Raw genomic sequence first — 21,645 nt, 5'->3', positions numbered from 1 at the left:
GCCCGCTACTTCATCGAGTGCAGCCCGACCTTGTTGCCCTCGGTGTCCATGAAGTGGGCAAAGAAGCCGAAGTCATTGCCAATCTCCGTCTTGGGCACCACCACCGCCCCGCCCGCCGGCTCCACGCGCGCCAGCATGGGGCCCAGGTCCTCGCCGCCATTGAGGTACACCATCGTCCCGTTCTGCGAGGGTACGCTGCCCTCCGCCTGCACGAGGGCACCGCCCACGGCGGCGGGGTCGGAGGACAACATCCCCATTTTGGTCGGGCCCATTTCCATGGGCGCAATGGTGATGCCCAGCACCGTCTCGTAGAAAGTCTTGGCGCGGGTGAAGTCGGTCACGGGGATCTCGAACCAGTTCAATGCATGGGCCATGCTGCGCTCCTTGGGTTGCGGGATGGAAACCCGCACTGTGAACCATCGCGCAGCCCGGCGCAATGACGGCCCGGCCAGGCCGCCGCAGGCCTTTCCGCGGGCCGTCCCTTCCCTGTCACGGGCCCCGCACGGGGGTTGCCTGCGCACGCCCGGTTGCGTACAACACGGTCATTCCTCCCAGCCTTCGGTTCTGCTCAAAAATGCCTCCAGCGCTTTACCGACAAGCGCCAATAGCTATCAAAATAAAAGCAACCAAGGCCGCCCTGTCACACCACCGCTGCCTCCAACGTCTGTGCAGGACCACGGAACAGTCTTCCCACACGCTCCTGCCTGCCGCACGCCACCCGACACCGCCATGACCACGAACCCCGCACCCACCGCCACCGACCCCTTCACCACCCTGCGCCCCCGCCTCTTCGGCATTGCCTACCGCATGCTGGGCGTGCGCGCCGATGCCGAGGACGTACTGCAGGACGCCTGGCTGCGCTGGAGCCGCCAGGATGTGGCCGTGCTGCAGTCGGCCGAGGCCTGGCTGGTGACGGTGGTCACGCGGCTGGCCATCGACCGGCTGCGCGCGCTGAAGGCCGAGCGCGAGGCCTACGTGGGCTGGTGGCTGCCCGAGCCGCTGGTGGAGCTGCACCACCACCACGGCGACGCACCGCACCACCACGACACCCCCGAGGCGGCCGCCGAGCTGGCGGGCGAGCTGTCGGTGGCATTCATGTACGTGCTGGAGCGCCTGGGGCCGGAGGAGCGCGCGGCCTTTTTGCTGCGCCAGGTGTTCGACTACGACTACCCCGAGATCGCCGCGCAGCTGGGCAAGAGCGAGGCCAGCTGCCGCCAGATGGTGCACCGCGCCAGCGAGCGCGTGCAGCAGGCGCGCACCCGGTTCGAGGTGCCGCAGGCCGTGCACCACCAGCTGCTGCAGCGCTTCATGCGGGCCGCCCAAAGCGGCGATCGCAACGCCATCGAGGCGCTGCTCAGCGAAGACGCGCAGCTGATTGGCGACGGCGGCGGCAAGGTGCCATCCTTTCCCAAGCCGCTGGTGGGGCCGTTCCGCATCGCCAACCTGTACTGGGCGCAGTTCCGCCGCCTGGGCGCGCTGGTGGTCTACCGCATGGCGCTCCTCAACGGCGAACCCGGCCTGCTGCGCTACGTGGACGGCCGCATCGAATCGGCGCAGGCGTTCGTGACGGACGGCGAGCGCATCGTGGCCATCTATGCCGTGCGCAACCCGGACAAGTTGGCGGGCATCCCGGACACGCTGGGGTGACGTGCTGAGGTTTTTTCGGGGCACCGTGTCACAGCGGCAGACCCGGCCACGTCTAACCAGTATGAAAGGCAGCACCAGCAACACCACCGCAGCCTTCATGCCCGACGTTTTTACCCCGGACCATTGCCATTCACATCCAAGGACCCGCCATGTCATCGACCACCCAACACACCGCCCGCCTGCCCTACCACAAGCTGTCTTCCAAGGCCTTCATGGGCCTGGTGAGCCTGTCGGAAACCCTCAAGAAGGGACCGCTGGGCGCGCGCCTGGCCGAACTCGTCTTCCTGCGCGTCTCACAGATCAACGGCTGCGCGTACTGCATGGACATGCACTGGACCTATCTGGTCAAGGACGGCATGGAGCCGCGCCACCTGAACGCCGTGGCCGGCTGGCGCGAGGCGCCGTTCTTCGGCGAGCGTGAACGCGCCGCCCTGCGCTGGGCCGAGATCATCACCGCCACGCCCCACAGCGATGCGAGCGACGAGGAATTCGCGAAGCTGCAGGCGGTGTTCAACGAGACCGAAATCTCCGAACTGGGCTTTGCGATCGCCGTGATCAACGCCTGGAACCTGGTGAACGCCGGGATGCGCGCCCCGATCCCGGAAGCGGGCTGAAGCGTCCTCCCACCCGCCGCAGGGGCGGGCCTGGCGCGCGGGAGAGGGTTTCGGCCCCCACAACCCCTCTCCCGTGCGCAACTGCGGATTGACGCCGCAGTCCCGGTCGCTCAAACTCAAGTGTTTCCATGGGTAACTGGTGTCGCAAAGATGCCTTACCGGCGTTCCCATGCGCTTCCACCCGCTTTTGAGACCACCGCCATGAACTTCCTGCACCGAACCGCGATGGCCCTGATGGCGAGCCTCGTCGGCGCCACCTGCGCCGCGCAGGCTCCCGCTGCGTCCATCACCACGACACGCCAGAGCGAGCGCATCACCTGGACCGCCAACGCACCCCACGGCGCGGGCAAGTTGCGGCTGGCACGCCCCGACGGCACCGTCACCGACATGGCGTTCCCACGCGCCCCGATCGTGCTCGAGCCCCAGCGGGCGGGCCTGGCCGACGGACGCTATTTCTATGAGCTGAGCCTGGATCCCCCGCTCGTCATGGACCCCGCGCTGGCCCAGGCCACCCTGCACCAGCGCATCGTTTCCGGCTCCTTTGTCGTGGCCCAGGGCCAGCTGGTGGTCGGCGGCTCCGAGTCCAGCGCGCCCGTACCGCGCCCCAAGTCGGCGGCCACCACGTTCTCCACCAAGGACCTGTTGCTTGCGGACGACCTGATCGTGCAGGGCAGCGTGTGCGCGGGCCTCGACTGCGTCAACAACGAGAACTTCGGTTTTGACACGGTGCGGCTCAAGGGAGCCAATCCCATCATCCATTTCCAGGACACGAGCAATAGCCCGTTTCCCACCAACGACTGGCGGATCAAGGCCAACGACACCGCCTCGGGCGGCGCCTCCTACCTCGCCATCGAGGATGCGACCTCCGGCAACCAGGTCTTCACCGTCAGCGCCGGGGCCCCCACCAACAGCCTCTACGTCAGCTCCGGCGGCGACCTGGGCCTGCGCACCGCCACGCCGGTGCTGGACGTGCACGCCCTGACGGGCGACACGCCCGGGGTCCGCCTGGAACAGACCTCGGCGGGCGGCTTCACGGCGCAGACCTGGGACATCGCTTCCAACGAGGCCAACTTCTTCGTGCGCGACCTCACAGGCGGCTCGCGCCTGCCGTTGCGCATCCGCCCTGGAGCGCCCACCAGCAGCCTGGACATTGCCGCATCGGGCAACGTCGGCCTGGGCACCGCATCGCCGTCCGCCGCGCTGCATGTGCTGCGCAACGACGGCACCGCCCAGGTCCTGGTGCAGGAGACCAACAGCACAGCCGCCCCGCGCACCCTGCTGAACCTGGCCAACAACGGCCCCGCCACGCTGCGCTTCACCACGGCACCGGCCACCGGCTGGGACATGACCTCCGGCACGGCCCTCACCCTGGCCACGCAGGGCGCGGGCACACCGCAGTTCACGCTGGCCGCCAACGGCAACCTGGCCATCACCGGCACGCTGAGCACCGGCTCCAGCCGCACGCTCAAGACGGGCATCGAACCCGTCAACGGCACCACCCTGCTGGAAAAAGTGCTGAGCCTGCCGCTCTACCACTGGCGCTACAAGTCCAGCCCCGCGCAGGAGCGCCACGTCGGCCCCATGGCCGAGGACTTCCGCAAGATCTTCCAGCTCGGGCAGGACGACAGGAGCCTGGCCCCCGGCGACCTCGCGGGCGTGACCCTGGGCGCCGTGCAGGCGCTGGCCCGCAAAGTGACCGAACGCGAAGCCGACATCGCAGCCATCAGGGCCCGCATCTCCCTGCTCGAAGCGCAGATGGCGGCCCCCGCCAAGCCCGCGCGCTAAGAGGGTGCCAGCCATGCCACACCACCCCAACGCCTTCCTGGACAGGCCGCAGCCGCGCGCCACGGCCTTGCTGATGATGGCCACCGCGCTCGCAGCGTTGCTGCTGTGCCAGAGCGTGCAGGCACAACAACCAGGCGACGCCGCCGGTGCCGCCGCGATCACGTCCCGCCTGCAGGCCCAGCGGCTGGAATGGACCCCCGCCGCGCCCCATGGCCGCGCCGTGCTGCGCATCGCGCGCGACGGCGGCATGCCCCAGGACTTCGTGCTGCGCAGCCCGCTGGTGTTCTCGCTGCAGGACACCCCCCTGCCCGACGGGCACTACACCTACGAGCTGACGCTCGCCCCCACCACCAGCGCCGTGCGGCACGACGACGCCACGGCGGCCCTGGTCCCGTCCGCACCCTCGGGCGTCGGCGGCGCCATGCTCAGCGGCAGCGTGTCCGTGGCGGGCGGCGCTTTCGTGCTGCCACCGCAGGTGCCGCCCCGGGGCGAGGTCGGCGCGGCAGACAGCGGCAGCGACAGCGCCACTACGCCCTCCACCCGCTCCACCCTGGCCAGCGCAAGCACGCGCATGGTGGCCAAGGACCAGCTGGTCAGCGACGACCACATCATCCAGGGCAGCGTCTGCGCGGGATTTGACTGCGCCATCAACGAGGGCTTTGGCGACGACACCCTGCGGCTGAAGGAAAACAACCTGCGCATCGGGTTTCAGGACACCCGCGTTGCACCGTTTCCCAGCAATGACTGGACGCTGGTCGCCAATGACAGTGCCAGCGGTGGGGCCAGCTTCATGGGCATCGAGGATGTCACGGGTGCCAAGTTCCCCGCGCGCTGGCTGGCCGGAGCGCCGGCCAGCAGCCTGTACGTGAGCCCGCAGGGTCGCGTGGGGATACGCACGGCCGTGCCCGTGCTGGACCTGCATGTGGTGTCCACCGACACGCCGGGGTTGCGGCAGGAGCAGAGCAACGTCAGCGGCTTCACGGCCCAGACCTGGGACATTGCCGGCAACGAGGCCAATTTCTTCGTGCGCGACGTCACGGGCGGCTCGCGCCTGCCCCTGCGCATCCGCCCCGGGGCTCCACACTCCAGCCTCGACATCGCCGGCAATGGCAACGTCGGCATGGGGACTCCGCGTCCCATGGCATCCCTGACCCTGCGGCGCGCCGACGGCTCCGGCAGCCTGCTGGTCGACAACACGGCGGGCGCTGCCCTGGCCCCGCGCGTGCAGATGGAACTGCAGAACAACGGCGCCATCGCCGCGCGCCTTGCGCACGGCACCGGCACGGCGTACTGGACCCAGCATGCTACCGCCACCGCCGTGGGCCTGGCCCCCAGTGGCAGCGGCAGCAACGCGCTGTCGGTGCAGTCGAATGGCGGCCTGATGGTGGCCGGCACGCTCAGCCAGGGCTCCAGCCGCACGCTCAAGCACGACATCACCGCTGCACCGGTCCACGCGATCCTGGGCGAGGTGGCGCAACTGCCGCTGTATGCGTGGCGCTACCTGAGCGACCTCAACGCCAGCCTGCACCTGGGCCCCATGGCCGAAGACGTGCACCACCGCTTCAAGGTGGGCGAAAGCCCCCGTGCGCTCGCGCCCAGCGATGTCGCCGGCCTCGCGGCCGCCACGGTCCAGGCCCTGCACCAGAAGCTGGCCGCCAAGGATGAGGAACTCATGGGCCTGGCGGAACGCCTTTCGGCCCTGGAGCAGCAGCTTGCACGCAAGCGCGGAGGCGCGCGATGATGGCCCGCGCAGCGCGGGCTGCAGCCACCTGGTGCCGGCACCTCCTCGCGGGAGCGGGCGCCGCCGGCCTGCTGCTGTGGGGTGCAGCAGCAGGCGCCCAGAGCATCAACGTGACACCTTCCACCATTCCCGTGCCGGTGCAGGGCGTGCCCTACAGCGTGACCTTCGTGGGCAGCGATGGCGTGGCGCCGTACCAGTTCCTGGTCAGCACCGGCATGCTGCCCGCCGGCCTGAGCCTGTCGGCCGGGGGCGCCCTCACGGGCACCCCCACCACCGCAGCGGCGTACAGCTTCACCATCACGGTGTCCGACGCCCTGGGGCGCGAGCTGGACCTGACAGGCACGGGCGCCGTGGCCAGTGCGCTGGTCATCACCCCGCCACCCATGCTGGTGCCTGGCACGCCGTACAGCGGGCAGATCACGGTGGCGGGTGGAACCGGCCCCTACACCTTCGCGGTGAGTTCCGGCAGCCTGCCGCCCGGCATGTCCCTGAGCGCCAGCGGCGTGCTGAGCGGAACCCCCACCACCCCCGGCAGCTATTCGCTGGTGGTCGTGGTCACGGATTCCAACGGCCTGTCGTCGACGCTCACGTTGAACATCACCGTGGCCGGAGCGGCCCAGATTCCCGTGGATGCCCCCTGGGCGCTGGCCATCGCGGCGCTGGGACTCGGTTGGCTGGGGCGGCGCCAGATCCGGCGGCAGCAACACCTGCGCTGACGATGCTGCACGGAAAAAGGCCCCGCATGCGGGGCCTTTGCCTTCCTGAAGGGAAAACGCGCACGCAAAGCGATCCATGGGGGCCGTGTGTAGCCTGCCTGACAGTCCCGCGCCCCGCATCGTTCTACATTGGGGTCTCCCACCATCCCCAACGCGGAGACAAGCCCATGCTCAACATCCCTTCCCTGCAAGACAGCGTCAGCCCCGAAGAATGGCAGCTGCGCTGCGACCTGGCGGCCTGCTACCGGCTCGTGGCGCTGTACGGCTGGAGCGACCTGGTCTTCACGCACATCAGCGCCAAGCTGCCCGAGTCGGTGTCCGGTCCGGAGCACCACTTCCTCATCAACCCCTACGGCCTCATGTTCGACGAGATCACCGCGTCGAGCCTCATCAAGGTGGACATGCAGTGCAACAAGCTGCACGACTCGCCCTTTCCCGTGAACCCGGCGGGCTTCGTGATCCACAGCGCCGTGCACGAGGCCCGGCCCGAGGCGGGGTGCGTGCTGCACACCCACACACGCGCCGGCGTGGCCGTGAGCGCGCAACAGGGCGGCGTGCTGCCCATCAGCCAGCAGAGCACCTTCGTGCTGGGCTCGCTGGCGTACCACGAGTACGAGGGCGTGGCCTTTCGCGACGAGGAAAAGCCGCGCCTGCAGGCCGACCTGGGCGAGGCCAACTTCCTCATGCTGCGCAACCACGGCCTGCTCACCGTGGGCAGGACGATCGCCGATGCCTTCCTGTCGATGTACACCTTCGAGAACACCTGCCGCATCCAGATCGACGCGCAGGCCGGCGGCGCGCTGACCTCGGTGAACCCGCAGATCGTGAGCGGCGTGGCCCAGGCCATGCGGGTGCAGACAGGCGGGCTGGGCGGTGCGTTTGCATGGCCCGCGCTGCTGCGCAAGGTGCAGCGCGACATGCCCGGCCACGACGTCTGAGGCGCCGTGGCGCGAGGGGGCGCGGGGCCGTGCCCCCGTGCCAGCAGAAAGACGGTGCAGCGCATAGCATCGGAGGGTTCCCACTTTTCACGAGGATCCGTCCATGAAGCTCTACTACTCCCCCGGCGCCTGCTCGCTCTCCCCGCACATCGCACTGCACGAGGCCGGCCTGGCCTACACGCCCGTGCTGGCCAGCACCAAGACGCACAAGCTGCAGGACGGCTCCGACTACTACGGCATCAACCCGCTGGGCTATGTGCCGATGCTGGAACTGGACGACGGCACGCGGCTGCGCGAAGGCCCCGCCATCGTGCAATACATCGCCGACCAGGTGCCCCTCAAGATGCTGGCCCCCCAGAATGGCACGCTGCAGCGCTACCGCCTGCAGGAATGGCTCACCTTCATCGGCATGGAACTGCACCGCGGCTTCACCCCGCTCTTCAATCCCGCCACGCCCGAGGAATACAAGGTGATGGCGCGCGACAGGCTGCTGCAGCGTCTGCAGTGGGTGGACGGCCAGCTCGCCGGCAAGCAGTACGTCATGGGCGACCACTTCACCGTGGCCGACGGCTACCTGTTCACCGTGCAAGGCTGGCACAAGCCCACCGGCATCGATATCTCCAGCCTGGCCAACCTGCAGGCCTACGCCGCCCGCGTGGCGGCCCGCCCCGCCGTGCAGGCCGCCATGAAGGTGGAAGGCCTGCTGAAATAGGGACACCCCCCTGAGGCGCTGCGCGCCTTCCCCCCGCTCTCGCTACGCGGGCAGGGGGACAACGCCCTCGCTGCGGGGCGGCCCTTGCTCGGCGTTCCTGGCCTAGGCCGCGCCAGTATCGATTGGGAGCGCCTAGCGCGGCGCACGGCCAAAACTCCAGATGCGCTAGAGCGGCTTCTGCCGCCACGCCACCAGCGCCCCCAACCACAGCGCGCAGGCCGAGAACACCAGCCCGCGCGCGAGGCCTCCCGGGCCATCGGCGATCCAGCCCACCACCGTGGGCCCCACGATCTGCCCGGCGGCGAACACAATGGTGAAGGCGCTGATGCCGCTGGCCCACAGCACCTGTGGCAGGTTGTGCCGCACCAGGGCGGTGGTCGATGCCACCACCGACAGGAACACGCCGCCAAACAGCAGGCCCGAGGCCAGCACCACCGGCCAGGCCGACGTCAGCGCGGGCAGCACGGTGGCCACGCCCAGCAACCCGTTGAGCAGGCCCAGCGCCTGGCCGCCACGGCTGCGGTCCAGCAGCCCCGCCCAGATGCGCGACGACAGCACCACCGCCAGCCCCAGCAGCGCATAGAACCAGGTCACCGCCGTGCCGCTGGCGCCTTGCTCGCGCAGCAGCGCCACGACGAAGGTCATGTAGCCGATGTAGCCCACGCCGAACAGGCCGTAGCCCAGCAGCGCGGGCGCCAGCGCACGCCAGCGCACCCGGGCGGGCGGCGGCACCACATTGAAGGCCCGGGGGGCATCCGCGGGCACCGCCAGCCCGCGCAGCACACGCGCGGGCCACCACAGGGCCGCCGTCGCGGCCATGCAGGCCAGCGCCAGCGCCCACCAGGCCCACGTCCAGGCATGCGGGGACGGCGCCGCCGCCAGCACGGCGGGCACGAGCACGGCCGACAGGCTGATGCCCCAGCCCGTGCCCCCGTAGTACAGCCCCAGCAGCAGGCCGCTGCGCCCCGGCTCCTGCGCCCCCAGGCGCGCGGCGAGCAGGCCGCCGGCAATGAACACGAGCGCGCTCGCCCCGCCGGCCAGCAGGCGCTGCAGCAGGAGCGGCACCGCCTCGGTGAAAAAACCGCTGAGCCCCATGAACACGGTGGCCAGCACCGCGCCGGCCAGCAGCACGGCCCCCGGTGCGGCACGCCGCAGCAGCCAGGGCGTGGCCAGCGCGCCGACCAGGTAGCCCAGCGCATTCACGGTGTTCATCGCGCCCGCGAGGGTGTAGGACCAGCCCAGGTCCTCCCGCATGGGCGGCAGCAGCAGCGCGTACGCAAAGCGCGTGATGCCGAGCGACACCGCCGCCCCCATCGACAGCGCCACGGCCAGCCACAGCGCGGGCACGGGGCGGGGGGAAGGATGGCGGGGCGGCATGGCGTTTGATTCTGCCCCAGGCCGCGCCAGCGCGCCGCGCGCCCCGCACACCGCCGGCCAGCCCCGGATAGCACAAAACCAGAGCCCTTGTTGACGCATGTGCGCTGCACGTTTTGCGCTGCAGCATTAACCTTCCGGGGTTGATCGATTGTGTGCAACCCGTTTTTGAAAGCCCCGCATGCCTTTTCTGTCCGACCCCGTCCAAGCCGGTGACCTGCAGCTGGCCAACCGCATCGCCATGGCACCGCTCACGCGCAACCGCTCGCCCAACGCCGTGCCCACCGACCTCGTGGCCACCTACTACACGCAGCGCGCCAGCGCCGGCCTGCTGATTTCCGAGGCCACCGCCATCAGCCACCAGGGACAGGGCTACGCCGACGTGCCCGGCCTGTATGCGCCCGAGCAGATCGCCGGCTGGAAGAAGGTCACTTCGTCCGTGCACGCGGCGGGCGGCAAGATCGTGGTGCAGCTGTGGCATGTGGGCCGTGTCTCGCACACCGACCTGCAGCCGGGCCATGCCGCGCCCGTGGCCCCGTCGGCGATCCAGGCCAAGACCAAGACCGTGCTCATCAAGGACGGCGTGCCCACGTTCACCCAGACCTCGGAGCCCCGCGCGCTCGAGATCGCCGAGATCCCCGGCATCGTGGCCGACTACCGCCGTGCCGCCCGCGCTGCCATCGAAGCCGGCTTCGACGGCGTCGAGGTGCACGCCGCCAACGGCTACCTGATCGATCAGTTCCTCAAGACCAGCGCCAACCACCGCACCGACGCCTATGGCGGCAGCATCGAGAACCGCGCCCGGCTGCTGGTCGAAGTGGTCACCGCCATCACGCAGGAAATCGGTGCCGGCCGCACGGGCATCCGCCTGTCGCCCGTGACGCCCGCCAACGACGTGGTGGACGCGGACCCGCAGCCCCTGTTTGACTACGTGGTGCGCCAGCTCGGCCCGCTGGGCCTTTCCTACATCCACGTGATCGAGGGTGCGACCGGCGGCCCGCGCGAACTGCCCGACCGCCCCTTCGACTACGCGGCCCTGAAGGCGGCCTACCGCGCGGCCGGCGGCCAGGGCGCGTGGATGGTGAACAACGCCTACGACAAGGCGCTGGCGGAAACCGCGCTCGCGAACGGCGCGGACATCGTGGCCTTTGGCCGGCCGTTCATCGCCAACCCCGACCTCGTGCAGCGCCTGGAGCGCGGCGCGCCCCTGAACGAGGTCAACCGCGCCACGCTGTACGGCGGCGGCGCGGAGGGCTACACCGACTACCCCGCCCTGTCGGCCTGAGGCGGGCGCGACGTCAGCCCAACCCGATCGGGCTGGGCGCCCGCATCACGATGCGCGTGAACAGGCGATCGTAGGCGGGGTCCCGCGCCTGGCCGGGCGCCAGCGGGTTGGTATTGCCGGCAAACGCCGCATCGATCGCGGCCCAGTCGCCAGGCTGCAGGCATGCCTGGGCCGCTGGCAAGACCACGGTTTCCTCCAGGCGCATGTGCTCCAGGTAGAAAGCGACATAGCGCCGCAGGGCCTCGGAAAAGGTGTCGCGGCGCGCCTCGCCCATCAGCTCCCAGCCCAGCAGCAGATGCTGCAGCTCGCGCACGGCGGCCTCGCCGCCCGCGTGTTCGCGCTCCAGTTGCGCGATGGCGCCGGCCGCCTCCGGCGAACGCTCGGCCACCTTCGGGAACAGCCATTGCGATTCCTTCGGGTGGTGCTGGCGTTCGGGGAATTCGTCGATGTAGAACAGCATGGCCCGCATCACGTCGAAGAACGCGGCGGGCTCGTCGCCCGGCCCCTGGTCCAGCATCAGGCGCAAGGAATGCAGCACGGCCGCAAGCGACGCATGCTCTTCGTGGATGGTCCGCAGGCTGATCGACGGCATGGCAGTGCTCCCCAGGTCACAAGGCCTCCAGATTGCCATGCAGGCGCCCGCCCGCGCATGACGCAGGTCAACAAACCGTCGGGGACCGGGTGCGCATCGCGCGGCCGGTGCGCCTGCGGCCGCCGCACGCCGGGCATGAAAAAGCCCTGCATGCGCATCCGCCCGCAGGGCCCATTCCGGGTGTGATGGCGCGCGGGCGCCACCGGTTCAATCCATCATCAGCGCGCGAGCAGTGCCCTGGAAGGCTCCCCGGCAAGCGCCTGGTGCTGCGGCGCCTCCACGGGTGCGTGGTGGGCGGCGTGGAGCATGGCGTCGGCCAGGCGGAACTGCTGCACCACCTGCGACAGGCGCGCGGCCTGTTCGCGCATGGACTCGGCCGCCGCCGCGGATTCCTCCACCAGCGCCGCGTTCTGCTGCGTCATGCGGTCGATCTCACCCACCGACTGGTTCACCTGGCCGATGCCGGCCGACTGCTCCGACGCCGCCGCCGTGATCTCGCCGATGATGTCGCCCACGCGCTGCACGCTGGCCACGATTTCCTTCATGGCCGTGCCCGCATCCTCCACGTGGCGCACGCCCCCGTCCACGGCCGTCACGCTGCTGTGGATCAGGCCCTTGATGTCGCTGGCCGCCGCCGCCGAGCGCTGGGCCAGGCTGCGCACCTCGCTGGCCACCACGGCAAAGCCCCGCCCCTGCTCACCGGCACGCGCGGCTTCCACGGCGGCGTTCAGCGCGAGGATGTTGGTCTGGAAGGCGATGGAATCGATCAGGCCGATGATGTCGCCGATCTTGCGGCTGGAGGCCGAAATCTCCTGCATGCTGGAGACGGCCTGCTGCACCACCGAGCCGCCGCGCGTCGCGGTGCTGGAGGCCGATGCCGCCAGCTGGTTGGCCATCTGCGACGACGACGCGGTCTGCTGCACCGTCGAGGTGAGCTGCGAGAGCGAAGCCACCGCTTCCTGGGCATTGCTCGCCGTCTGCTCGGTGCGTTGCGAGAGGTCCTGGTTGCCCATGGCGATCTCCTGGCTGGCCGTGGCGATGTTGCCGCTGGCGTCCCGCACCTGCGCCACGAGCGCGCCCAGGCCCTGCTGCATGTCGCGCAGCGCGCGCTGCAGGTCGGCCACTTCGTCCTTGCCTTCGGCGGCAATGTTCTGGGACAGGTCCCCCCCGGCAATGGCCTGCGCCATGCGGCGCGCCTCTTCAAGCGGGTGGCAGATCGAGTTCATGTTCATCAGCGTGGTGGGCACCACCACCACCACGGTGATCACCACGGCCAGGACGAAGAGCCACTTGGTCTCGCTGGACACCCGGCCCTGCTGTTCGACCGACTGGGCCACTTCGGCCCGCAGCACGGTATCGAGCTCTCCCACCAGCTTGTCGGCCTGGTCGAACTCGGCCACGGCCTTGCCGCTCATGCGGTTGGCAATCGTGGCGGTGTCGTAGCCGCTGGCTTCCAGCTGCCGGGCCACATGGGCAAACAGCTCGCGGTAGCTGTCCAGCCTGGCGATGATGTTGCGCACCACCACGTTGTCCGCGTCGTCCTCGCCCTCCAGGAACTTCGCGGCGATCTTCTTGGCCTTGTCCTGGCTGGCCAGCCACTTGTCGTGCGCGGCCTTCACGGCTTCCGGCTTCTCGTAGCCAATGATCATGTCCTTCTCGTACTGGCGGACGGAGCCCATCTCGCCGCGCAGCTCCGCCATGTAGCCCACCTTGGCGAAGGAGTTGTCCATGAAGTTCTGGCTCATGTCATGGATGCGGAACATGCCCAGCATGCCCGCGCCGCCCAGCAGGCCCAGCAGGCCCAGCACCACCGCGATGGCCCCCAGCATGCGCATTCGGATGGTGAACTGCCGCATGAACGAGAAGAGATTCATGATGTGTCGTCCTTTTATGGGTATGGAGGGGCCGCGCCTGCATTCGAAGCCGCCGGCCTGCAACAAAGCGTTGCAGTTTGCCAGACATCGATGACCGCACTGTACGTATTTATCACATGCGCCAGCGCTTCAGTAAGAGGGCATTCGCCATCACGCTGACCGAGCTCAAGGCCATGGCCGCCCCTGCCACCACGGGGCTCAGGTAGCCCATCGCCGCCAGAGGAATCCCGGCCACGTTGTACGCGAACGCCCAGAACAGGTTCTGGCGGATCTTCATCACCGTGCGGTGGGAGATGTCGAGCGCCGCGGCCACCAGCATCGGGTCGCCCCGCATCAGCGTGATGCCCGCCGCATGCATGGCCACGTCCGTGCCGTTGCCCATGGCCATGCCCACATCGGCCGCCGCCAGCGCCGGGGCGTCGTTCACGCCGTCGCCCACCATCGCGACAATACGGCCCCCGCGCCGCGCCGCTGCGCCGGGTCGCTGCCCTCCGGGAGGGACTTCTTCGCTACCCCGTTGCAACGCAGCCACCCTGGCGGCCTTGTCACCCGGCAATACCTCGGCCATCACCTCACCCGCGTCGGGGTCCAGCCCCAGGCGCCGGGCCATGGCCTCGGCCGCTCCCCGGTTGTCGCCCGAGATCATCACGGTGCGGATGCCACGCGCCTTCAGCGCCGCCAGCGCCGCGCGCGCGCCGGGCTTGGGCTCGTCGCCAAAGGCCATCAAGGCACGCAAGACATAGCGTGCGCCGCTCGCCCCTTCGGTCCCACGCTGGGCCACGGCCGACACGGTGGCGCCCTCGTCCTGCAGCGCCCGGGCGCGCGCCGCCAGGGGGCCCATCTCCACGCCCAGCTCCTGCATCCAGCGCAGGCTGCCCACCAGGTAGCGCTGCCCGGCCACATCGCCCTCGGTGCCGCGACCGGGCACGGCGCGCACATCCTGCACCGCCGCCACGCGGACCTGCCGCTCGCCCGCGGCCGCCACCACGGCGCGTGCAAGCGGGTGTTCGCTGCCGCTTTGCACCGCCACCACCGCGGCCATCACGGCCGCGTCGTCCAGGCCGGGCACCACCTCGAACGCCGTCAGCCGGGGCTGGCCCACGGTCAGCGTGCCCGTCTTGTCGAAGGCCACCGTGTCCACCTTGTGGGCCAGCTCCAGCGCCTGCGCGTCCTTGATCAAAATGCCGTTCCTGGCCGCCACCCCCGTGCCCGCCATGATGGCCGCCGGCGTGGCCAGGCCCAGCGCACAGGGGCAGGCGATCACCATCACGGCCACGGCGTGGATCAGCGCGGCCTCGATGCCCACGCCCATCCACACCCAGCCCAGCAGCGTGGCCAGCGCCACCACCAGCACCACGGGCACGAACACGGCCGACACCTGGTCCACCAGCCGCTGGATGGGCGCCTTGGCCGCCTGGGCGTCTTCCACCAGCCGGATGATCTGGGACAGCACCGTCTCGGCCCCCACCGCGGTCACGGCCATCACGATGCGGCCGTCGCCGTTGATCGATCCCCCCGTCAGCGCCGCGCCCACATCGCGGGCCACCGGCAGGGGCTCGCCGGTCAGCATGGATTCGTCCACCTGCGTGTGGCCCTCGTGCACCGTGCCGTCCACCGGGATGCGCTCGCCCGGCCGCACCACCAGCTGGTCGCCCACCAGCACCTCGGCCACGGGAACGTCCACCTCGCCCTCCCTGCCCAGGAGGTGCACCAGGTCCGGCCGCAGGGCATGCAGCGCGCGGATGGCCGCCGTGGTCTGGCGCTTGGCGCGCGCCTCCAGCCACTTGCCCAGCAGCACCAGCGTGACCACCACGGCAGAGGCTTCGAAGTACAGGTGCGGCGCATGGCCTTCATGGGCCGTGAGCCACAGCCACACCGACAGGCCCCAGCCCGCGCTGGTGCCCAGGGCCACCAGCAGGTCCATGTTGCCCGCCAGGGCCTTCACCGCATGCCAGCCCGCCTTGTAGAAGCGCGCGCCCAGGACGAACTGCACCGGCGTGGCCAGCGCGAACTGCACCCAGGCCGGGAGCATCCAGTGCAGGCCGAACAGCTCCCCCAGCATGGGCAGCACCAGCGGGGCCGACAGCAGCAGGCCGATGCCCACCGGCAGAAAGCCCGCCCAGGGCGACAGATCCTCGGGCGCCTCGGCCGGCCCCGCGGCGCGCGGCTCATAGCCCGCATTGCGCACGGCGCGGCGCAGCAGCGCCTCCATGGCCGCAGCGTCTGCGGTGGCCGCGCCCGGTGCCCAGGCCACGCGGGCCGACTCGGTGGCGAGGTTCACGGTGGCATCCTGCACGCCGGGCACCTTGCGCAGCGCCCGCTCCACGCGCGCCACGCAGCTGGCACAGGTCATGCCGCCGATGCCCAGATCCAGGGGCGGGAAAGCCATGGGCGTGGCGGAAGGACCGGCGGGAGAGGGAAGGTGTTGTATGGCCATGGGGAGCACGGTACACCTTGACATGATGGCAAGGTCAAGCACCTCGGCAGGCCCCGGCCCGGCACACTGCCGATCACCCGCCGCCGACAGCCCACACGGCGCCTTGTCCGATACGCAGCCCCACGGGCTGGTGATCGAATGGCCGCATGACGACACGCCCCACGCCCCACGCTCCTCCCCCCGCCGCGGCTGCGGCGCCGCAGCCGCGCACTGGCCAGGCCCCCGCGCCCCTGAACCGCGCGGCCTTCCGCGAGCGGTTCCTGCAGGACTTCCAGGACCCGCGCTTCGCCAGCGAGGCGGCCGACGCCATCGACCGCATCGAGGCCATCGCCTGGCGCAACTACGACGAGGGCCGCAAGGCGCCGCGCACCCGCAAGGCCGGCCCGGGCCATGCCGACCCGGACTACGACCTGTCGGTGGACTGGATCGAGGCCAAGGAGCGCATCGACGCCGCACGCACCCGCTGGGCCGACAAGGCATCGCCGCCCCGTGCGCTGCTGGTGTGCGGATCGGCCCGCAACGACGGCACCTGCCCCGGCGAAATCTCCAAGAGCTGGCGCCTGCTGCACACGGCGCGCGAGGCCCTGGCGGACGCCGGGGTCGAGGTGGACACGCTGGACCTGAGCCGCGTCACCTCGGACTACGGGCGCCACATCCACCCCTGCAAGGGCTGTGTCTCCACCGCCATGCCGCTGTGCCACTTTCCGTGCAGCTGCTACCCCAACCACGCCATGCGCCAGACCGGCGACTGGATGAACGAGATCTACGAGCGCTGGACCGCCGCGCACGGCGTGATGATCCTCACCCCCGTGTACTGGTACCAGGCACCGAGCCCCCTCAAGCTCATGATCGACCGCCTGGTGTGCGCCGACGGCGGCAACCCCGACCCCACCAGCACCCACGGCAAGAAGGCCGCCGAAGCCAAGGCGCTGGAACTGGCGGGCTGGGACTACCCCAAGCACCTGGCCGGGCGCGCCTATGCGCTGGCGGTGCATGGCGACGTGGCGGGCATCGAGTCCACGCGCCGGGGCCTGTCGGACTGGCTGGACTGGATGGGCTTCATCGACGCCGGCCCCGCCGCGCGGCTGGACCGCTACATCGGCTACTACGAAAGCTACGCCGACAGCCATGCCGCGCTGGACCGGGACACCGCCGTGCAGGACGAGGTGCGCGGCGCCGCCCAGGCGCTGGCCGTGGCCATCACCGCGCTGCGCGCCGGCCGCCTGGTGCAGCCCGACGCAGGCGTGCGCAGGCCACGGCCCAAATAGGATTCGGTCAAAATTCCGCCGTGGCGCTTGTCCATATTGCGCAAGCAGCTATATTTTCAATAGCAAACAGAGGGGAATTCCCCGGGGGGCTTGACCTTGCCATGATGTGAAGGTTTACGCTGCAGGTGTTCAAGCACTTTATCGGCACAGGAGCCCGCCATGACATCCACTTCCCCGATCTCTTCCCCGTCGCCTTCTCCTTCTTCTTCTTCCACGCAGCTCTTCACCGTGCAGGGCATGACCTGCGGCCACTGCGAGCGTGCCGTCACGCAGGCCGTGCAAGGGGTGGACCCGGATGCCACCGTGCGCATCGACCGCGGCACGGGGCGCGTGGAAGTGGGCAACACCGACGCGGACCGCGCGGCCCTGACCAGCGCCATCGCCGAAGAAGGCTACGCGGTCGCGCCATGACGGCCACCCCCGGCGCACCGGCCCGCCACCGCGCAGAGCCCGCGCTGCCGAGCCGGCCGCTGTCCATCGGAGAAGCGGCGCGCAGCGCGGGCATCTCCGCCCGCATGGTGCGCCACTACGAGTCGCTGGGCCTGCTGTCCGCCGTGGCCCGCACCGACAGCGGCTACCGCCAGTACACCGAGGCGGACGTGCACACGCTGCACTTCATCCGCCGCAGCCGCGACCTGGGCTTCTCGATGGAGGAGATCGCCGAGCTGCTCGCCCTGTGGCACGACCGCAGCCGCGCCAGCAGCCAGGTCAAGCGCATCGCCCAGGCGCACATCGACGACCTGAGCGAGCGCATTGCCGCCATGCAGGCCATGCAGCGCACGCTGAAAACGCTGGTGTCGTGCTGCCAGGGCAATGACCGGCCGGACTGCCCGATCCTCGACGACCTGGCGGCAGCGCCCGGCACACCGCCCGCCCCCAGGCCCGCGCGCCCGGATTGAGGCACAGCCCTCGCGGCGAGGCGCTCGTTCAGGCCTTGGACGCCCGGGCGGCGGGCGCAGCCCTGCCCTTGGCCACGGCAGGGGTGCCGGCCTTGCGCGCCGCACGCTTCGCAGCCGGCGGCGGGGGTACGTCCGCGCGGCGCAGCACCCCCTGGCACAGCGTTTCGATGCACTGCCCCGCCACCTGCTCGGCCGTGTACTCGCCGCCGGGCTGGTACCAGCGCCCGATCCAGCTGAGCGCGCCCGCGATTACGAAGGCCGTCATCTTCGGGTCGCAAGGCTGCAGCGATCCTTCCTCCACCCCCTCGGCCACGAGGCGGCGGAATTCCTGGTCGATGGCGGACTTCAGGCGGCGCAGCTCCTTGCGGCTCTCCGGCGGCAGCTGCTCGTCGCCCACGCGGATCAGGCACTTGCCGAAGTCCATGGTGACGATGCGCGCATACACCTGCATGCAGGTCATGAGCTGGTCGATGGCCTTGCCCCCGGCCGCGCGCGAGGCATCGATGCCCTCGAGCATCATCTCCAGGCCCTTGCTCACGCACTGCAGCAGGATCTCGTCCTTGTTCTTCACGTAGTAGTACAGCGTGGGCTTGGTCACGTTCAGCCGCGCGGCGATGTCGTCGAGCGAGGTGGCATGAAAGCCGCGTTCGTTGAACAGCTGCGCGGCCGCCTGCAGCACGGCATTGCGCTTGGCCTCGCGCTGCTGTTCGCGGTGGGACGCGGGCGCCCAGGGAGACGCAGGCGGGCGGTCGGCACTGCGGGGGGGCGACACGGTAGGGCTGGGCATGGCGGGCTGGTTCCTCGGGAAAGTACGGATGCTGGTTTGGCGCGGGGCCTTCCAGAATCTACTCACGAGTAAGCAGTTTACGCACAAGTAGGAAATTTCTGCAGGCCCGCAGGAATTTTCTGGTCAGCACAAACCCGCATTAGAAAGCCAATGGAGACACACCCACCCGGCATTCCCCCCGCCAGCGCGCCGCCCCTGCTGCAGGTCGATGGCGTCACGCTGGCCTTCGGCGGGGTCAAGGCGCTCACCGGCGTGGGCTTTGGCGTGCAGGCCGGCTCCATCACCGCCGTCATCGGCCCCAACGGTGCGGGCAAGACCTCGCTGTTCAACACCATCTCGGGCTTCTACCGCCCGGGCAGCGGCGCCATCCGCTTCAAGGGCCAGGACATCACGCGGGTGCCGGCGCCGCAGCGCGCCCGGCTGGGCCTGGGGCGCAGCTTCCAGAACATCGCGCTGTTTCGCGGCATGACGGTGCTCGACAACATCAAGCTCGGGCGGCATGCGCACCTCAAGACCAATGTGCTCGACGCGCTGCTCTACGTGGGCCGCGCACGCCGCGAAGAGGCCGCCCTGCGTGCCGACATCGAGGAGCGCATCATCGACTTCCTGGAGATCGACCACATCCGCCATGCGCCCGTCTCGGCCCTGCCCTACGGCCTGCAAAAGCGCGTGGAGATGGCCCGTGCCCTGGCCATGCAGCCCGAGGTACTGATGCTCGACGAGCCCGTGGCCGGCATGAACCGCGAGGAGACCGAGGACATGGCGCGCTTCATCCTCGACGTGCGCGCCGAGTGGGGTGTCACCGTGCTCATGGTCGAGCACGACATGGGCATGGTGATGGACCTGTCGGACCACGTGGTGGTGCTCAACTTCGGCCAGGTCATCGCCCAGGGCACGCCGGGGGAGGTGCAGGCCAACCCCGAGGTGATCCGCGCCTACCTGGGCTCGGGCGACGTGGGCGACCTGCGGGCCCGCCTGCATGCCGGTGCTGCGACGCCACTGCAGGGGGTTGCATGATGGACTGGGCCTACCTGTTCGAAATCAGCCTCACCGGCATTGCCGGCGGTGGCCTCTATGCGCTCGCGGCGCTGGCCTTCGTCATGGTCTACAAGGCCACGCGCGTGGTGAACATCGCCATCGGCGAGCTGCTCATGGTCGGCGCCTACCTCTTCTTCACCTTCGCCGCCACCTTCGCGCTGCCGCTGTGGCTGGCCATTCCGGCGGCGGTGCTCGGCTCGGGCCTCTTGGGCGCGGTGATCGAGCGCACCATGATCCGCCCGCTGCTGGGCGAGCCACCGATCTCCGTCTTCATGGTCACCGTGGGCCTGGCCTCGGTGCTCGTGGGCCTGGTGGAGATGATCTGGACGGCCGACCAGCGCCGCCTGCCCGAGTTCATGCCGACCAAGCCCATCATGATCGGCGAAGCCTTCCTCGCGCCCAAGGTGTTCTGGGGCGCCATGATCGCCGTGGCCTTCATCGCCGCCGTGCTGCTGGTGTTCCGCTTCTGGCGCGGCGGCGTGGCCCTGCGCGCCACGGCCAGCGACCAGGCCGCCGCCTACTCGGTGGGCATCAACGTGCCGCGCGTGTTCTCGCTGGCCTGGGTGGCCTCGGCCATGATCGCCGCGATCTCCGGGATCATCGTCGGGTCGATTGGCGGCATCTCGTCGAGCATGGGCGTGTTCGGCCTGTCGGTGCTGGTGGTAGTCATCGTGGGCGGGCTCGACAGCGTGCTCGGCGCGCTCCTGGGCGGCCTGCTCATCGGCCTCATCGAAGCGCTGGCTGGCGCCTACCTGGGCGGCGAGTACAAGCTGCTGGCCACCTTCATCGTGCTCGTGGCCGTACTGCTGGTGCGACCCTATGGCCTGTTCGGCACGCACGAAATAGAACGTCTGTAAGGCACGCCATGCGCATCGGAACCCTCAAGGAAAGCTACATCGCCGACGCGGCGCTGTTCGACTCGCGCACGCAGAAAGTCTGGCTCGCCGTGGCCGCCGCGCTGCTGCTGCTCTTCCCCTTCATGGCCAGCGACTATTGGCTCTACCTGGCCTGCCTGGTCAGCATCAACGTGGCCAGCGCCACGGGGCTGAACATCCTCACCGGCTACACCGGACTGGTGAGCCTGGGGCAGGCGGCCTTCATGGGCCTGGGGGCCTATACCGTGGCCGTGCTGGAGACGCGCGCGGGCACGCCCTTTCTGCTCAACCTGCTGGCCGGCGGCTTCGTGGCCATGCTGGGTGGCATCGTCGTGGGCATCCCCTCGCTGCGCGTCAAAGGCCTGTACCTGGCCATCGCCACCATCGCGGCGTCGTTCATCGCGCACTTCATCTTCGCCAACTGGAAGTTCACGGGTGGCACCGGCGGCCTCAGCGTGCCGCCGGCCAAGCTGTTCGGCCTGCCGCTCGACACCTCGTTCCGCCTGTACTGGGTGATCGTGCCGGTCACGGTGCTCATGCTGCTGGGCGCGGCCAACCTGTTTCGCACGCGCGTGGGCCGCGCCTTCATCGCCATCCGCGACCGCGACATCTCGGCCGAGGTGCTGGGCATACCGCTGCTGCGCTACAAGCTGCTGTCGTTCGGGCTGTCCTCGTTCTACGCGGGCGTGGCAGGCGGCCTGTGGGCCTACTTCTTTCGCGTGGTCACGCCCGAGAGCTTTCCGCTGCTGATGTCCATCTTCTTCCTGGCGGCCATCATCGTCGGCGGCATGGGCTCCATCCTGGGCGGCATCCTGGGCGCGGTGTTCATGACCATGGTGCCCGAGCTGCTCAAGCTGGTGGTCGCCCTGCTGCCCGGCGGCAACGAGCTCACGGTGTTCCTCTCGCCCGTACGCACCGTGATCTTCGGCCTGCTGATCATCGGATTTCTGGTGTTCGAGCCACAGGGGCTCGCAGAAGTGTGGCGGCGCATTCGCCGCTTTTTCCATCTGTGGCCGTTCCGCAATTGAGAGAGCCGCCACAGCCCATAAAACCATGAAGGAGA

20 protein-coding genes are annotated in these 21,645 nt (G+C 69.7%); 14 read left to right on the top strand and 6 right to left on the bottom strand.

The window, feature by feature from the left end; genetic code table 11:
- Window positions 1-5: 5 nt before the first annotated feature.
- A complete protein-coding gene (locus ACAM51_RS14035) occupies window positions 6-374 on the bottom strand; it encodes a VOC family protein (protein ID WP_369640968.1) in 369 nt (122 codons plus the stop codon).
- A gap of 355 nt (window positions 375-729) precedes the next feature.
- Between ACAM51_RS14035 and ACAM51_RS14030 the strand changes: the two genes are divergently transcribed.
- The 7 genes from ACAM51_RS14030 to gstA all read left to right on the top strand — a co-directional run bounded on the left by ACAM51_RS14030 (window position 730) and on the right by gstA (window position 8,153).
- A complete protein-coding gene (locus tag ACAM51_RS14030; RefSeq protein ID WP_369640967.1) occupies window positions 730-1,647 on the top strand; it encodes an RNA polymerase sigma-70 factor in 918 nt (305 codons plus the stop codon).
- Window positions 1,648-1,796: 149 nt separating this feature from the next.
- Window positions 1,797-2,261 carry a carboxymuconolactone decarboxylase family protein gene (locus ACAM51_RS14025; RefSeq protein ID WP_218339287.1) on the top strand — a complete coding sequence of 155 codons (465 nt, stop codon included), beginning with the start codon at window positions 1,797-1,799 and terminating at the stop codon, window positions 2,259-2,261.
- A gap of 201 nt (window positions 2,262-2,462) precedes the next feature.
- Entirely contained in the window at window positions 2,463-4,046 is a 1,584-nt protein-coding gene (locus ACAM51_RS14020; protein WP_369640966.1) for a tail fiber domain-containing protein, read from the top strand.
- Between the two features lie 13 nt (window positions 4,047-4,059).
- On the top strand, window positions 4,060-5,787 hold the full coding sequence (locus ACAM51_RS14015) for a tail fiber domain-containing protein (protein WP_369640965.1): 1,728 nt from the start codon (window positions 4,060-4,062) through the stop codon (window positions 5,785-5,787).
- Window positions 5,784-6,503: an Ig domain-containing protein gene (locus ACAM51_RS14010; RefSeq protein ID WP_369640964.1), complete on the top strand. Its 720-nt coding sequence runs from the start codon at window positions 5,784-5,786 to the stop codon at window positions 6,501-6,503. Before ACAM51_RS14015 ends, ACAM51_RS14010 begins: the two co-directional genes overlap by 4 nt.
- Window positions 6,504-6,670: 167 nt before the next feature.
- Entirely contained in the window at window positions 6,671-7,441 is a 771-nt protein-coding gene (locus ACAM51_RS14005; protein ID WP_218296410.1) for a class II aldolase/adducin family protein, read from the top strand.
- Between the two features lie 103 nt (window positions 7,442-7,544).
- Window positions 7,545-8,153, top strand: a complete 609-nt coding sequence (gene gstA, locus ACAM51_RS14000; RefSeq protein WP_369640963.1) for a glutathione transferase GstA — start codon at window positions 7,545-7,547, stop codon at window positions 8,151-8,153.
- Window positions 8,154-8,318: 165 nt separating this feature from the next.
- On the opposite strand, the gene ACAM51_RS13995 is transcribed toward gstA, so the two are convergent.
- The gene (locus tag ACAM51_RS13995; protein ID WP_369640962.1) at window positions 8,319-9,530 is read right to left on the bottom strand and encodes a YbfB/YjiJ family MFS transporter; all 1,212 of its coding nucleotides are present in this window, start codon (window positions 9,528-9,530) and stop codon (window positions 8,319-8,321) included.
- A gap of 178 nt (window positions 9,531-9,708) precedes the next feature.
- On the opposite strand from ACAM51_RS13995, the gene ACAM51_RS13990 reads away from it, so the two are divergent.
- Complete coding sequence (locus ACAM51_RS13990; RefSeq protein WP_218296407.1) at window positions 9,709-10,812, top strand: alkene reductase; 1,104 nt, start codon at window positions 9,709-9,711, stop codon at window positions 10,810-10,812.
- 13 nt (window positions 10,813-10,825) lie between these two features.
- Here ACAM51_RS13990 and ACAM51_RS13985 read toward each other — a convergent pair whose 3' ends face one another.
- The 3 genes from ACAM51_RS13985 to ACAM51_RS13975 form a co-directional block, all read right to left on the bottom strand.
- Window positions 10,826-11,404: a hemerythrin domain-containing protein gene (locus ACAM51_RS13985; protein ID WP_218296406.1), complete on the bottom strand. Its 579-nt coding sequence runs from the start codon at window positions 11,402-11,404 to the stop codon at window positions 10,826-10,828.
- Between the two features lie 218 nt (window positions 11,405-11,622).
- Window positions 11,623-13,278, bottom strand: a complete 1,656-nt coding sequence (locus tag ACAM51_RS13980) for a methyl-accepting chemotaxis protein (protein WP_218296405.1) — start codon at window positions 13,276-13,278, stop codon at window positions 11,623-11,625.
- 112 nt (window positions 13,279-13,390) lie between these two features.
- On the bottom strand, window positions 13,391-15,667 hold the full coding sequence (locus tag ACAM51_RS13975) for a heavy metal translocating P-type ATPase (protein WP_369640961.1): 2,277 nt from the start codon (window positions 15,665-15,667) through the stop codon (window positions 13,391-13,393).
- 194 nt (window positions 15,668-15,861) lie between these two features.
- On the opposite strand from ACAM51_RS13975, the gene ACAM51_RS13970 reads away from it, so the two are divergent.
- From ACAM51_RS13970 to cueR, 3 genes are all read left to right on the top strand, one after another.
- Complete coding sequence (locus ACAM51_RS13970; protein WP_369640960.1) at window positions 15,862-16,983, top strand: flavodoxin family protein; 1,122 nt, start codon at window positions 15,862-15,864, stop codon at window positions 16,981-16,983.
- A 237-nt stretch (window positions 16,984-17,220) separates the two neighbouring features.
- Window positions 17,221-17,394, top strand: coding sequence for a heavy-metal-associated domain-containing protein (locus ACAM51_RS13965; protein WP_369643821.1), 174 nt, complete (start codon window positions 17,221-17,223; stop codon window positions 17,392-17,394).
- Window positions 17,391-17,882 (top strand): Cu(I)-responsive transcriptional regulator, encoded by a 492-nt coding sequence (gene cueR / locus ACAM51_RS13960; protein ID WP_369640959.1) that lies wholly within the window; start codon window positions 17,391-17,393, stop codon window positions 17,880-17,882. The genes ACAM51_RS13965 and cueR overlap by 4 nt, the downstream gene beginning before the upstream one ends.
- A 28-nt stretch (window positions 17,883-17,910) precedes the next feature.
- Here cueR and ACAM51_RS13955 read toward each other — a convergent pair whose 3' ends face one another.
- Window positions 17,911-18,669 carry a TetR/AcrR family transcriptional regulator gene (locus ACAM51_RS13955; RefSeq protein ID WP_218339295.1) on the bottom strand — a complete coding sequence of 253 codons (759 nt, stop codon included), beginning with the start codon at window positions 18,667-18,669 and terminating at the stop codon, window positions 17,911-17,913.
- Between the two features lie 150 nt (window positions 18,670-18,819).
- On the opposite strand from ACAM51_RS13955, the gene ACAM51_RS13950 reads away from it, so the two are divergent.
- Genes ACAM51_RS13950 through ACAM51_RS13940 form a run of 3 tightly spaced genes read left to right on the top strand, consistent with a single transcriptional unit; the run spans window position 18,820 to window position 21,610 of the window.
- Window positions 18,820-19,686 (top strand): ABC transporter ATP-binding protein, encoded by an 867-nt coding sequence (locus ACAM51_RS13950; RefSeq protein WP_369640958.1) that lies wholly within the window; start codon window positions 18,820-18,822, stop codon window positions 19,684-19,686.
- Window positions 19,683-20,564: a branched-chain amino acid ABC transporter permease gene (locus tag ACAM51_RS13945; RefSeq protein WP_369640957.1), complete on the top strand. Its 882-nt coding sequence runs from the start codon at window positions 19,683-19,685 to the stop codon at window positions 20,562-20,564. Before ACAM51_RS13950 ends, ACAM51_RS13945 begins: the two co-directional genes overlap by 4 nt.
- An 8-nt stretch (window positions 20,565-20,572) precedes the next feature.
- On the top strand, window positions 20,573-21,610 hold the full coding sequence (locus ACAM51_RS13940; RefSeq protein ID WP_369640956.1) for a branched-chain amino acid ABC transporter permease: 1,038 nt from the start codon (window positions 20,573-20,575) through the stop codon (window positions 21,608-21,610).
- The last annotated feature ends 35 nt before the right edge of the window (window positions 21,611-21,645 follow it).

The organism is Acidovorax sp. A79, assembly GCF_041154505.1.
In the GTDB taxonomy this organism is placed as follows: Bacteria; Pseudomonadota; Gammaproteobacteria; order Burkholderiales; family Burkholderiaceae_C; genus Acidovorax.
The sequence above is the reverse complement of the archived record's forward strand: the minus strand, read 5'-3'. Positions and strand labels throughout refer to the sequence as shown.

What these genes read in the sequence shown, in the direction of transcription:
- ACAM51_RS14035 (WP_369640968.1), bottom strand. Translation starts at nt 374, where the DNA reads ATGGCCCATGCATTGAACTGGTTCGAGATCCCCGTGACCGACTTCACC.
- ACAM51_RS14030 (WP_369640967.1), top strand. Translation starts at nt 730, where the DNA reads ATGACCACGAACCCCGCACCCACCGCCACCGACCCCTTCACCACCCTG.
- ACAM51_RS14025 (WP_218339287.1), top strand. Translation starts at nt 1,797, where the DNA reads ATGTCATCGACCACCCAACACACCGCCCGCCTGCCCTACCACAAGCTG.
- ACAM51_RS14020 (WP_369640966.1), top strand. Translation starts at nt 2,463, where the DNA reads ATGAACTTCCTGCACCGAACCGCGATGGCCCTGATGGCGAGCCTCGTC.
- ACAM51_RS14015 (WP_369640965.1), top strand. Translation starts at nt 4,060, where the DNA reads ATGCCACACCACCCCAACGCCTTCCTGGACAGGCCGCAGCCGCGCGCC.
- ACAM51_RS14010 (WP_369640964.1), top strand. Translation starts at nt 5,784, where the DNA reads ATGATGGCCCGCGCAGCGCGGGCTGCAGCCACCTGGTGCCGGCACCTC.
- ACAM51_RS14005 (WP_218296410.1), top strand. Translation starts at nt 6,671, where the DNA reads ATGCTCAACATCCCTTCCCTGCAAGACAGCGTCAGCCCCGAAGAATGG.
- gstA (WP_369640963.1), top strand. Translation starts at nt 7,545, where the DNA reads ATGAAGCTCTACTACTCCCCCGGCGCCTGCTCGCTCTCCCCGCACATC.
- ACAM51_RS13995 (WP_369640962.1), bottom strand. Translation starts at nt 9,530, where the DNA reads ATGCCGCCCCGCCATCCTTCCCCCCGCCCCGTGCCCGCGCTGTGGCTG.
- ACAM51_RS13990 (WP_218296407.1), top strand. Translation starts at nt 9,709, where the DNA reads ATGCCTTTTCTGTCCGACCCCGTCCAAGCCGGTGACCTGCAGCTGGCC.
- ACAM51_RS13985 (WP_218296406.1), bottom strand. Translation starts at nt 11,404, where the DNA reads ATGCCGTCGATCAGCCTGCGGACCATCCACGAAGAGCATGCGTCGCTT.
- ACAM51_RS13980 (WP_218296405.1), bottom strand. Translation starts at nt 13,278, where the DNA reads ATGAATCTCTTCTCGTTCATGCGGCAGTTCACCATCCGAATGCGCATG.
- ACAM51_RS13975 (WP_369640961.1), bottom strand. Translation starts at nt 15,667, where the DNA reads ATGGCTTTCCCGCCCCTGGATCTGGGCATCGGCGGCATGACCTGTGCC.
- ACAM51_RS13970 (WP_369640960.1), top strand. Translation starts at nt 15,862, where the DNA reads ATGACGACACGCCCCACGCCCCACGCTCCTCCCCCCGCCGCGGCTGCG.
- ACAM51_RS13965 (WP_369643821.1), top strand. Translation starts at nt 17,221, where the DNA reads ATGACCTGCGGCCACTGCGAGCGTGCCGTCACGCAGGCCGTGCAAGGG.
- cueR (WP_369640959.1), top strand. Translation starts at nt 17,391, where the DNA reads ATGACGGCCACCCCCGGCGCACCGGCCCGCCACCGCGCAGAGCCCGCG.
- ACAM51_RS13955 (WP_218339295.1), bottom strand. Translation starts at nt 18,669, where the DNA reads ATGCCCAGCCCTACCGTGTCGCCCCCCCGCAGTGCCGACCGCCCGCCT.
- ACAM51_RS13950 (WP_369640958.1), top strand. Translation starts at nt 18,820, where the DNA reads ATGGAGACACACCCACCCGGCATTCCCCCCGCCAGCGCGCCGCCCCTG.
- ACAM51_RS13945 (WP_369640957.1), top strand. Translation starts at nt 19,683, where the DNA reads ATGATGGACTGGGCCTACCTGTTCGAAATCAGCCTCACCGGCATTGCC.
- ACAM51_RS13940 (WP_369640956.1), top strand. Translation starts at nt 20,573, where the DNA reads ATGCGCATCGGAACCCTCAAGGAAAGCTACATCGCCGACGCGGCGCTG.